This window comes from Pseudoalteromonas sp. S327 (genome assembly GCF_005886415.1).
Lineage (GTDB): Bacteria > Pseudomonadota > Gammaproteobacteria > Enterobacterales > Alteromonadaceae > Pseudoalteromonas > Pseudoalteromonas atlantica.
In genome coordinates this window covers 1-11,967 of sequence record NZ_PNDP01000074.1, presented here as the reverse complement: position 1 = coordinate 11,967, position 11,967 = coordinate 1, and the positions used below count along the sequence as shown (strand labels likewise).

The 11,967-nt window shown below is 38.4% G+C and carries 8 protein-coding genes and 2 tRNA genes; all 10 read right to left on the bottom strand.

Annotated features, from left to right (window positions below):
- Positions 1-93: 93 nt before the first annotated feature.
- The 10 genes from CWB60_RS19050 to CWB60_RS19005 all read right to left on the bottom strand — a co-directional run bounded on the left by CWB60_RS19050 (position 94) and on the right by CWB60_RS19005 (position 11,897).
- Entirely contained in the window at positions 94-678 is a 585-nt protein-coding gene (locus CWB60_RS19050; protein ID WP_249318442.1) for an amino acid adenylation, read from the bottom strand.
- A gap of 5 nt (positions 679-683) precedes the next feature.
- Positions 684-3,500 carry a helicase-related protein gene (locus CWB60_RS19045; RefSeq protein ID WP_138580044.1) on the bottom strand — a complete coding sequence of 939 codons (2,817 nt, stop codon included), beginning with the start codon at positions 3,498-3,500 and terminating at the stop codon, positions 684-686.
- On the bottom strand, positions 3,493-5,487 hold the full coding sequence (locus CWB60_RS19040; RefSeq protein WP_138580043.1) for a hypothetical protein: 1,995 nt from the start codon (positions 5,485-5,487) through the stop codon (positions 3,493-3,495). Before CWB60_RS19040 ends, CWB60_RS19045 begins: the two co-directional genes overlap by 8 nt.
- A gap of 48 nt (positions 5,488-5,535) precedes the next feature.
- Positions 5,536-6,615, bottom strand: a complete 1,080-nt coding sequence (locus CWB60_RS19035; protein ID WP_138580042.1) for a ComEC/Rec2 family competence protein — start codon at positions 6,613-6,615, stop codon at positions 5,536-5,538.
- On the bottom strand, positions 6,615-7,085 hold the full coding sequence (locus tag CWB60_RS19030; RefSeq protein ID WP_138580041.1) for a hypothetical protein: 471 nt from the start codon (positions 7,083-7,085) through the stop codon (positions 6,615-6,617). The genes CWB60_RS19035 and CWB60_RS19030 overlap by 1 nt, the downstream gene beginning before the upstream one ends.
- 13 nt (positions 7,086-7,098) lie before the next feature.
- Positions 7,099-9,117, bottom strand: a complete 2,019-nt coding sequence (csm6, locus tag CWB60_RS19025; protein WP_138580040.1) for a CRISPR-associated ring nuclease Csm6 — start codon at positions 9,115-9,117, stop codon at positions 7,099-7,101.
- A 128-nt stretch (positions 9,118-9,245) separates the two neighbouring features.
- Positions 9,246-9,911, bottom strand: coding sequence for a DUF6998 domain-containing protein (locus CWB60_RS19020; RefSeq protein ID WP_138580039.1), 666 nt, complete (start codon positions 9,909-9,911; stop codon positions 9,246-9,248).
- 465 nt (positions 9,912-10,376) lie between these two features.
- A tRNA-Ser gene (locus tag CWB60_RS19015) sits at positions 10,377-10,466 on the bottom strand.
- Positions 10,467-10,632: 166 nt separating this feature from the next.
- On the bottom strand, positions 10,633-11,673 hold the full coding sequence (gene nadA / locus CWB60_RS19010; protein WP_004589501.1) for a quinolinate synthase NadA: 1,041 nt from the start codon (positions 11,671-11,673) through the stop codon (positions 10,633-10,635).
- Between the two features lie 148 nt (positions 11,674-11,821).
- Positions 11,822-11,897 (bottom strand) — tRNA-Lys (locus tag CWB60_RS19005).
- Positions 11,898-11,967: the final 70 nt, after the last annotated feature.

Below are 11,967 nucleotides of genomic sequence, written 5' to 3'. Positions count from 1 at the left end.
GCACCACTTTTCTTTTAAATTCCTCTGTATGTTTACGAAACGCTTTTACTTTCATGAGAACTGACTCCTAAATAGGTGTCTACTTTTATGGAGTCAGATCAGCTCTATGGGTATAAACTTCTCTTTGCGGCCAGCTGTCTTATTAGTAATACGTTTAGGTTGGGTGTTTAAATAAATAGCTAACTCAATGGCAAGGTCTTTAGGTAAATCATAAAGCCCCTCTTCTTGTAGTGTTTGAGTAACCCAAAGTGCGGCATCGCTAATATGCCCGCTTATACTTAAATCGGTATTTTTAACCCAGTGCGGCATAAACTCTATTTTAGATAGCTCACTTAACAGCACCGCAATATCGCTGCGTGGTATTAACTGATACACCTCAAGCGTTTCAGCCATTATTAATTGCCATTCGTACTGCAAACTCTGAGTTAACTCCGCTTGCGACAGCTTTAAACCAACCGGTATAAAAAACGTAAAGCGGCTATTCGCTTCACAAACAATGATCGTTTTTTCACGGGATTTATAGCTGTTATCAATAATCTGCAATTGCCAGTTAAAGCTATTATTATCGCTTATGAGTGTATTAACCCCCGCTTGTTTACCAGGCTCATGAGACAAATGAGGTAAATCGGCTTTTAGGTATTTATTGAGTGCGTTTGAAGCGCTAAGTTGGAATTTCATAAAGTTTAACCAAACTTACCAGAAGCTAAGTCTTGCACCCCTTCTGGGTGTAATAGCCTATTTGATTTTTTAGCTAAAATGCCAAGCGCTGCTTTTTCGAGCTTGGCATAAAATACTTTATTTGTTTCAACATGCACGTCTGGAGTCAAATAACTCGCTGGTGATTTAAGCCAATTACAAAATGCTTGAGGGTTAATCTCTACATTATTATTAGTATTTAAATGTGCGGCAACTAATTCCTGCCTTTGCCTTAAACCAACACTATTTTGCCACTTCAGGTATGAGCAAAGCACTACACCATCAATTCCCTCAATATTTCTTACGGCTGCAGTTAAACCACCAAATTCATACGATTTAGCCTTATTTAACAAATATTTAAAAATGAAATTATCTAAATCTATCATTTCACAATTACTGCGCTTTGCATGTAATATTCTATCAAACGTTATTTCCCAGCGTGTTTTTCTTACACCGATCTCTGCAGTAATTTCTTCAGGAAGCTTTATCTGCCAAATTGAATCCTTGTGTGTTTTTTCTACTATTTCAACACCCAAATAATTAAACATACCTAGCGTAAAAGACTGTACATGCTCAGAGGTTATATTTAGCTCTTCTTTCATTTCATTTGGATCATACCCTGCTGCGAATTCAAATAATTCGCGTTGCTTAGATGCTGAACTCTTTGCTTTATTTAACGCCTCTTCAATACGATCACGTGTGCGCGTTATGCCATCACCAACTGCATCCGCTAAAATACTTTCAACATCGACTAAATCGGCAAACTCCCCCATAATATCTTCGCTTAAGCGTTCATTGTATTCACCGCTCAACGTTGATAAGTCACCCACTACTTGTTCTATTCTTTCCTGCATCAATTCCATTATTTGGTCATCCATAGAATCAGGCGAATACAAGTTAAAAACAACGACACGATGCTTTTGCCCGTAGCGGTAAAGTCGACCAATTCGCTGTACTAAACGCATTGGGTTCCAAGGTAAATCGTAATTAATTATAATATGGCATTTATCCTGTAAGTTAATGCCTTCACCACCCGCCTCGGTAGAAATTAAAAACTGACCCTCACCCTCAAATCGTGCAATTGCTTCTCTGCGCTCGCTGTGCGGTATCGAACCATTAATTAAATCAACACAGCCGCTACCCTGGCTTTGTTCAAGCGCATGTTTTAAATATGCTTGTGTCGACCTATATTCGGTAAATATTAAAATTTTCTCTTCGCGATTATTCGCTAAAATAGACGGTATTAAAGTATCGGTAAACTGCTTTAATTTGGGGTCACACCTTAGTACCTCCTCACTCTCTGCAATTAATATATTTAATTGTTCAAGCTCTCCCGCAAAAAATTCCTTACTTTTTAGGCTCAAAACTTCGCTTTCTTCTAATTCACCTGAGTAGCGTTCATCTTCAGGCAAATCATCATGCTCATCATAAGGTTTAGCAGCTTCTATTAGCCGTAACTTACGGTTTTTAAGAGCCCTGTTAATAGCCTTTGCACTTGACGCGGCAAGTTTTCTGTAAACTGTCATAACAAAACCAATCGCATAACCGGTTTGCCCCATTTCATTAGCGGTCAAATAACCTTTATGCAAATACGACTGTAATGATTCATCAAACACTTTCATCGTATTATCATGGGGAACTCTAATCGCTTTGGTAGTTTTTCCCTTAAAGATGAAATTGCCATCAATATCCGTTACATCCGACTTGTTATTCCTAATCATCATTTCTGAGAGTATTTCAGGGTTTAAAGAAAGCGTTTGTATTTCTTCTTTTTTATCTGGGTTAAGCAACATTAACAAACTTTGAAATTTATCAGGCTTACCTTGGTGGGGCGTTGCGCTTAACAGTAGCATATCCCTTGTTTTAGATCGTAAACGATTAGCCAATTGAAACCGATGCGACACATCAAACTTTAAGCCATATTGCCTTCTACTTAACCTATGCGCTTCATCAAATATCACCAAGTCCCAGTCATCAGCCCTAAGTAATTTATCTAAATGTCGCTCATCTTTAAACTTATCTATTGAGCCAATAACGTGTTTATACATGCCCCATTCACGGGCTTCTTCTATTAAAAAGTTTTCCCCATATATCCTAAAGTCACTTAAGCCAAATTTATGATGCAGCTCTTCTTTCCATTGAGCCGTTAAACCTGCGGGTGTAATTAGTAAAACTCTATCGGCTTGGCCACGCTGCTCAAGCGCTTTAAGTAGCATGCCTGTTTCAATGGTTTTACCTAGGCCTACGTCATCAGCAATGAGCCAGTTAGCGTGGCCCGATGCTAAAATATGATGCACTAAATGAACCTGATGCGGTAAAGGATCAATATGCATACGGGATAAAGAACCGGTATTCTCATTCCAATTTTCAATAGCGTGCGCCAATACTTTTAATCTAAATTTTTCAGGTGAGGTCTCATCACCAAAATCTTGTGTGCAGAAGCGGTGCTTAACCCCTTTTATCCAGGCTAGTCTTTCAAAAGGTAGCCATCGAGTTGTGCCTGTGTTTGAAAAACTAACCAATACTTGATGAAAGCCTGCAATTTCCTGTGTTTTAAGAACAACACCTTCTCCTAGTGATTTTTCACTATTCGAAACTGGGACGTGCTGCACTTCCATACCAACCTTAAAACCTGAACCAACTGATGAAAGTAATGCTAATGTTTGACGACCCAGCGCCGGCCAATGGATTTTTAAAGTAACCCCATCTAAACCTTCCATAACTTGCTGCACTAACCCATCACCCAGCTTTTCATGCCTAACCCAACAACGCTTTACGGGCTTTAGTCCATTATATTTATTCATAGTTTTTATCCTTTTCATCTTCAGGCAAGAAGCTTCTAAAATACTCGAGTAAATACTCTCGAGTGTATGTATCAGAGGTGTAATAACTTGGTTGCGCATTTTTAGCTAATAAATCGACACCATACTCATTTAATTTTTGCATCTCTTCAGAATGAGTTTGACTCGCCCAAAGCTCATCAACATGATCATAATCTAGTGCATTACCAAAGCCACCAATAGAGGAAGTAATATTTCTTTCATTCAACCGATAATTAAATAAATATTTTATAAAAGCAGGAAAACACAATCTAAGGATTTTATGGTCGTACCAATAGTCAAATTCCTGTTCTAATAAATCATATACTTCTTCAAAGCTTGGCAAATCAGTAAAAGTCCTAATTAAACGAAGTGCCTGTCTCCAGCTAAAGTGTTGATATATTGCATCCGTTGACTCGCCAGATGCATAAGCTTTAGAAAAGGCAATCCAATATCGAGGAGAATCTAGCCATAAATATTTAACTTCGAATGCGAGCATTAACTCATCTAGCGTTGCACCTGCAGCAACTTCTCGCTCTAATGCCCTTTTTGCATTAACCCACCCTTTTATGCAAAGTACTTCGGTTAAAAAAGGCAAAGCACTGCGATCCCAATCAAAAGATGTTATTAGTTTTGCAGCCTCTGCTAAAGCGCGATCTTCTTGAGTAAACGTATTATCCAATGCGCCATTATCAGTAAAATCTTCAACTTCATAATCAAATGAGTCATCCCATAGTCCATAAAGATCATCACTAAATGTATCAAAACTACCAGCCTCTACTTCAATACTTTCATCAAAGTCAGCTAAATCACCAAACCTTTCAATCTCTAGGTCATCTTCAATTAAATCGTTACCTTTAAGCTCACTAGGTTCATCACTAATCAAATTAACATTGCTTTTCGCAAGTAAAACCGTATTCATGGCCTCAGTACAAACAGGTTCTTTAACAGGTTGCTCTACTACTTTATTTTGACTACTCACTTCATCAGTAGCCGACTGCTTGGCATGTTGTAATTTGCTTTGCAGCTCACTAGTATCAGGTCGTAATGGCTTACCTGCCTCTTCTTTTAAAGCGCTTAAACTCTCACGTTTAGTTTCTTCATTCAGCGCTGAAGTACCATTATTATCAAGGCTTTTAATTTTTGATTTAACAACTATTTTAGGTATTTGCTGAGTATTTGCAGATTGGGATGTGTCTTTACCCTTTAAAGTTAAAACAGCTCGCTTAGGCTTTTCTTCAGGTGCGTGCTCAATAGAAGGCTGTGTGTTAGTAAGAGCAGTATTTACGGTTGGTTTCACATTTCCTGGTACAGAGTTATTTACATCAACTTTTTGTTTAGGTGGCTTTTCAGTATTTTTATTTAAACTTAATACAGGCCGTGCTAATTCAACTTCTTTGGGGTCACTTAATTGGTAGGATGTGCTTAGATTGTTATTTTTCTCAATAGGGTCTGCTGCTATAACATCACTTACTGTTGTATTTTTAGCGGGGGCCTGATCAGTTAACTTGCTTTTAAACGATTTTAAAACACGCCTAAACTTATGTTTAATCGTTACTTTATCTTTGGTTTTTTTTGTTTTATCTAGTTTTAAGCTCAATACCTTTCTTTTAACAGGCTCTACTGACGTTTCATCATCAAACGAATATTCGGCCTCCGTTAAGTTAGTTTCTTGTTCTTCCAAAAAGGTTAAGTCAGCTGATGCAGGCAAATCACCAAGGTTACTTTTAATTTCTTGTTCGGGCTCTTTGCTAAGTGTTTTAAACGATATTTTACCAGCACAATCAAAATCACCTACCTTATAATAAAGTGGCGTAAGCGTATTAAGTACCCTAAGCGAAAATGGCATTTCCTTCTGCCAGTGCTCTAATAATTTTATAGCGCCTTTAACATTACCCCTTCCAACTAAGTCAGCGGCTTGTTTTAAAATTTCACTTTCGGTTAAATTATTATTTAATTCACGTTGAGTCATTTAACATCCTTGTTAATTTGTCATTTAAAGTGCGCCAGGGTTATTAAGTTAGTCTTCTTGTTCTTCTGGATAATCTAAAGGCGTTACCGTGGTCCACCCTTCACGTGCTGGAGCGTTATTTTGCGTTCTGATACAACCAATTTCTGTTGAAATAACCTTACCTTTTCTGTGAATCATACCTCTTACTACAGCTTTTCTGGGATGATGCACATCTTCTTTTGAAGCACTTATTATTGCTGTAAACGTAGTATCATCTGTTGAAGGTTGGAAAAAAGGCTTTTCTCCTAGCCAACGATCTAACAGTTCTGTAGAAACATTCCTCCTTGAACCATGATGAGGTACTTGAAATTGGTCTATACCTGGTAAAACTAAATCAACATTAGGGGCATAATCAGCAGCTTCTGTTAGTGCATCGCGCCCGGCATCTCCTGTCAATAATATTTTATCATCACAAAGGTTCGCGTACTGAACTATACTCATTTCATTTTCGGCTGATGTAGGTTCTGACGAAAACTTTTCTTCTCCCCAAAGCACTGCTTTTAATGAGCGTGCAGCTTCGTTAAATAAGCCAAATAGCTCACTAAAAACATCATCAGCTCTTTCGTATTGTTCAGGCGTTTTTTCAGACTCAACAACTAAATCTAAATATCGAGTTTTCGATGGGGCCATTACTGTAAAATTGCCAATACAAGCTCCTTGAAACGGCTCTTTTATCACTATGCCTTTTTGATCAGCGATTTCTTCCAAAGCAACCAAATTTGGATATAACTCTTTAAGCCTTTTCTTTAGGTTTTCTACTGAAGTTAAACGCTTAAATCTGTCGATTAGTTCATCTGCATATAGCCAAGGTCTTAACATCCAAAGTTCGCCAACTTTATACGTTTCTAAGACCTTTCTCAGTCCTCCAGCGTGATCACCATCAGGATGAGTAACTACAACTGAATCAATAAAAGTTGGCGCATTGTAGTATTGATTAATATGGGTAACTACTTTATCCCCTGTAGCCTGAAAACCGCCATCAACAACATGAATTCGTTGAATTCCATTGGTTTTATACCTGAGACAGATCGCATCGCCACTTTTTTTTGATTCAACATTTAAAAAATCAATTTCGTAAAAGTTATCCATTACTTCTCTTCCTTTTTATTTTCACTTAACTTCGCATTTCTGGTTTTTTCTATACCAAATAAGGACTTACCAATCTCTTCAATTTTTGCAACGAATTTATCAACATTAAGTCCAGCAAAAAAAGCAAATGCATAATAGCCAAAATTACCCGTATCTGTATCTTGAGACGCATCTAGTACAACAAGCCCAGCTTTTAAAAAGATGTATGCGACAATGCCGCAAATGAAACTGGTAATTGGTCTTAAGTAGTACCAAACCTCCCATGATTTGGTCCAACGATCATGGACACACCTATTTAAATACACTGAACGAAGGCAATACAAAATGCCTCCCAGTGCTGCTATCAAGGCACATCTCAATGCTAATTCACTGCTCGCTAATGAATCCGGAAGGCCAAACTCTTCTAACCCTAAAAATACTAATGCGATTGTTACAAGCAACGCGACTAAATAAGTAATCACCAATTTCATTTACATTCCTTGTTTATAATTCGCCAGAAAAAGCTTTTTGACTTAATCCATTGAACATTTGTTCTGATTCTTTAAGCCCTGATTTCGCTTTTTCCAATATGTTTCTAGCAATATTAACCTTCTCCACAAATTGCTCTTGCATTTTTTTCGGTGGATAAATTATTGGAAACTCTTCTAAATGATTTTTATTGAGTTGGCGTTTATCTATTCCGCCTACACAAACACTGCGAATATAATCGCGGTACTCCATTGTAGTTAAAATAAAAACTACAAATTCATGGAGTATGTTTTCAACAAGGCGGATAAAATACACGTGCCCATTAAGATTGGCTTTTCCGTCTTCTCCTAAATACAAAGCTGCACGGCCTAAGCTACTGTTTTCTGTATTGATACGACCAGTCTTAGTCATCAATATATCTTTATGCTTCAAACTACTCTTACTCATCGATTCATGGGTTTTTTCATCGATATAAACCACATCATCCAGTAATAGCTTGTTTTTCCAGACGTTTTGACTTCGCATAAAAGTAATACCTTCGTCAACGTAGTTATTACTACCACCCTTAGGCGTGTTACCACTTGCGATTTTGCTAGATATCTCTTTTAACTTTTTAACTTCCCATCCTTTCGGATTAGATATCGGGTCGCCGAACATGTCTAGGAATACGCTGCGTAGGAAGTCGTCGGCGAGTTGGATGGCTTGTTGGCGTTTGCGGCGAATGGCGTCGGCTTTATCTAAAATCGCGGCAATGCGTTTTTGCTCGTCTAAGGGGGGGAGTGGGATAAGCTCATCATGAACTAAGTTTCGGTTAAGTGTTGGTACACCAGCTCCTTCAACAAAGCGTTCTAATTGGAAAGCTTTTAACATGTAAATGCGTTTGCAAGCTTGCGAATAATAAGCCGTTATATTTATTTTTATATTGTGTGTTACTGCGCTTAACCAGTAGCTTGTTTCAAAGCTTTGGTTATTAGAGTCAATCGCTATTTTCTTAGCAAGCTCGTTTGGTAACACCTTATTTATTTTACTATTTATGCGGCTACGCGTTTGTTGCACAAAGGTTTTTTCCATTACTTTTAAATTACTGTGTATACCTTCTCTAAAATCTTCTGGCTCTATGCCAAACGTATCACGAAATATACGTAAATCACTGCTATTTTGCTGTAAAAGCATGAGGTACTCTTTGCTGTATCGCAAAGACTCTTCAAAATCACGACCCACCACTAACTGTTTATTTTCATTTTGGCTGTATTGGTTTAACCATAAATAGAAGGCGGTTTCTTTTGCGGTAAGTTTAATTTCGATACCTGCAAAGGTGAGTGTTTTTGCTTTTACGTTTACCTCTAGGATTAAATCTTTTTTATGCGCTGAGTTTAAGCTTGCTACTGTTTGGCTAAACGATGCACTTTGCATATTGGCAATGAGGGTTTCGTCGATAGATTGGCGCATTCGTACAAAGGGAATTTCGGCAAGGGTAACCTTTGCATTAATACAGTTTACTTGAGTGCCATTTTTGCCGTCAATAATGTGGTCATAAGGTGTTGGGTAGTAAAAGTCTCTAACAAATTCAAATTCGCTATTTACAAATACATGACTGAGTGAATCTTGCTCACGCCCCAATAAAGACATGGCATAACCTAAATAGAATGCCATTGTTTTACGGCCACCTGCAATAGAGGCATGAATGCTATTATCATTTTTATTGGTGAGTTCAAACACTTTGCGCGTAATAAAGTCGGCCATGTAGGTTTGTTCTATTTCAGATTTAGCATCATTAATAGGTTGGCCTTTATCGTCTTCTATTAGGCATATGTTTTCATCGGGAAGTTTAATACAGGGAAGCTTATAATCTGCTATTAATTTAGCTAAATGACCTTGCTTAAATAATCCATCGGTGAGCATAGCCTTGGTGCTTTTTGTTGTAATAACAAAAATCTCTTCAGGCATAGGCTTACCCTGCTGATAAAGCGCAAAAAGAGTTTCGGTTAATACCTGCGGGCTTGCACCGGTAACTATTAGTAGTACATTCTTCATCAACGATCCTTTTGTATGAGGAATCTGCATAATACATAAATTACATAGTTAATGAAACTTGTTTGAGCTCAGTGGATTAGAGGCCTTATTTCTTGCCTTTAAGCTACGGTGTATAAACAACAGTAGCTTTAATTTAATAACTCTTTAATCAACACAGAACCCAGCTGGCGTGTATTAAACGGATTCCCGTTGCCATTTAAAATTGAAATCCCTAATTCTTTAGCAATATTACGCAGGTAAGGCTTACTGGGTGCTACAAGCTCGTTATTTAAAAACACTTCAATAGTGCCGTTTTCAAGCTCCACCAATTTGTAGTTATTCCATGTAGCTTCTTTTACATTTAATAATATACGTGGCTTAACTGGTGCGTTTATTAACTTACTCATTGTAATACAGCTTTTTCCCGTTACTGCATCACTCATTAGTTTTTTAGCTTCTTCAACGGGCGCATCTAATAAAGTCTCAACCTGCATTTCTTCAGTATTTATTTTCAGGATAATGATACGGTCAACCAACGCTAACGTATTTGTGTTAAAGCTTATATGGCCGCTTGACCCCATTTTAGCTGTTGTTTTTACCGATATCCGCTCACCACTACTTGATACAACATCGTACCCTGCTTGGTTAACCTCTGTTGCCATTCGACCATTCGTGATTAGTGCAGCATAAAGCTCGCCTATTCGGCCGGTCAAGTGTCTTAGCTCAGTTGGGGGAACATCCCAGCTTAACTCTCTTTCTAACCAGCTCATAGCTTCACCTAGTGATTGAATAATCTGCATTTGAGTTAAAGCCATTTTATTTCCTTATTTGTATATATCTACTTTAAAACGTTTAGAGGTGTTTATGATTCATACTAATTAAGCCCCCTGATATGCATCGTGTATATGACCAATCTACGCCTCCATTCACTTGTGCTTATTTTTAGCACTAGCAGAACTGCATTTTTAGTATACCTAAGCAGTGCATTTTTGTAGAATCCTAATACCAATCGACTTAAATATTTAGCGTTTTAAATAAAGCGTTAACGGCGTTATAAACTTCTCATGTTGAGCAACTACATGTCGAAATTTATGCCTTGTTGTCACTCTATTTATCTATCGCTATAAATGTTTAGAAACCTAACACGATTGGTATAGAAGCGAATTAAAACTATCAGCTTTGGTAAAACGAGCTAAGAAAGGATAGAGCTGCAACCTACAAGATTTAACGTAGTTGCAGGCACAAAAAAGGACGTCCTGAGACGTCCTGATATTGAATGATGGTGGAGGAAGAGGGATTCGAACCCTCGTTAGGGATTAACCTAAACACACTTTCCAGGCGTGCGCCTTCAGCCACTCAGCCATTCCTCCACGGTGTTGCTTAGCAACAGCGCGTTATAGTATGAAATAGGTTACACAGGTGCAAGGTCTTTTTAAATTTGTGCTGTTAAGTGTCTAATAATCAATCAGCAATTTACTTTAGGCATAAAAAAACGGCTAAACCTTAAGGTTTAACCGTTTTTATGCATTAGGCTAATTACTTAGCCATGCTAGCTGTAAAGTCTAACATGCGATTAAGTGACTTGAGCGCGCCTTCGCGTAAGTCCATATCTACAAACACTTCTTTACCGCGAGGGTCTATCAAGGCTTCTTCAATCGCTTTTAAGCCATTCATTGCCATCCACGGGCAATGTGCACAACTTTTACATGACGCGCCTTCACCCGCTGTTGGGGCTGCAAAAAACTCTTTTTCAGGGCATAGCTGCTGCATTTTGTAAAAAATACCGCGGTCTGTCGCTACAATAAACTTATCGTTATCCATTGTTTGCGCAGCTTTTATTAGTTGACTGGTTGAGCCAACCGCATCTGCCAGTGCCACTATTTCTGCAGGTGACTCTGGGTGAACCAATACACCCGCGTCTGGGTGCAAGGCTTTCATATCTTTAAGCGCTTTTGTTTTAAATTCATCGTGTACGATACATGCGCCGTTCCACATGATCATATCGGCGCCAGTATTTTTTTGAATGTAGCTACCAAGGTGTTTATCTGGGCCCCAAATAATTTTTTCACCTTGCTCATCTAGGTGCTCTACAATTTCAAGCGCGCACGATGAGGTTACAATCCAATCTGCACGGGCTTTAACCGCTGTAGAGGTGTTTGCATACACTACAACTTTACGATCAGGGTGCTGATCGCAAAACGCTGAAAACTCATCAATAGGGCAACCAATATCTAACGAACATGTTGCTTCTAGCGTTGGCATAACAACCGTTTTGTTTGGCGTTAAAATTTTAGCGGTTTCACCCATAAAACGTACGCCTGCAACGATGATCATGTCTGCATCGTGGCGAGCACCAAAACGTGCCATTTCTAATGAGTCGGCAACACAGCCCCCTGTTTCTTCGGCAAGTGCCTGAATTTCAGGATCTGTGTAGTAATGGGCTACCAGCACTGCATTTTTATCTTGCAGTAGTTGTTTAATACGTGCTTTATATTCGCCTTGCTCGTCTTTAGTTAACGGCGCTGGCTTAGGAGGAAAGATATAACCTTCAGGCATAATAGTTTGAGCTAGACTCATGTTCTCGACCACTTCATCTACAGTGCATTAATTACGGCAAATTATACGAGAATACACGGGCAAATAACAGCTATCTGGGCATGCTGTTTATAAATAAAAATAAGAAACTGTTTAAATAAAATAAGGGAAGAGTTGAGATTTTTTAGAATGGTGGGTCATGATGGACTTGAACCATCGACCAATGGATTAAAAGTCCACTGCTCTACCAACTGAGCTAATGACCCGCTCTAAATTCTGTGTAGAATTAACATGCTGCGTAAATCCGCCGATTGAACCAATCTTTACTTAAATAAA

Coding starts and splice junctions, on each gene's coding strand:
- CWB60_RS19020 (WP_138580039.1), bottom strand. CDS start 9,911: ATGGCTTTAACTCAAATGCAGATTATTCAATCACTAGGTGAAGCTATG.
- CWB60_RS19035 (WP_138580042.1), bottom strand. CDS start 6,615: ATGGATAACTTTTACGAAATTGATTTTTTAAATGTTGAATCAAAAAAA.
- csm6 (WP_138580040.1), bottom strand. CDS start 9,117: ATGAAGAATGTACTACTAATAGTTACCGGTGCAAGCCCGCAGGTATTA.
- CWB60_RS19045 (WP_138580044.1), bottom strand. CDS start 3,500: ATGAATAAATATAATGGACTAAAGCCCGTAAAGCGTTGTTGGGTTAGG.
- CWB60_RS19030 (WP_138580041.1), bottom strand. CDS start 7,085: ATGAAATTGGTGATTACTTATTTAGTCGCGTTGCTTGTAACAATCGCA.
- CWB60_RS19050 (WP_249318442.1), bottom strand. CDS start 678: ATGAAATTCCAACTTAGCGCTTCAAACGCACTCAATAAATACCTAAAA.
- CWB60_RS19040 (WP_138580043.1), bottom strand. CDS start 5,487: ATGACTCAACGTGAATTAAATAATAATTTAACCGAAAGTGAAATTTTA.
- nadA (WP_004589501.1), bottom strand. CDS start 11,673: ATGAGTCTAGCTCAAACTATTATGCCTGAAGGTTATATCTTTCCTCCT.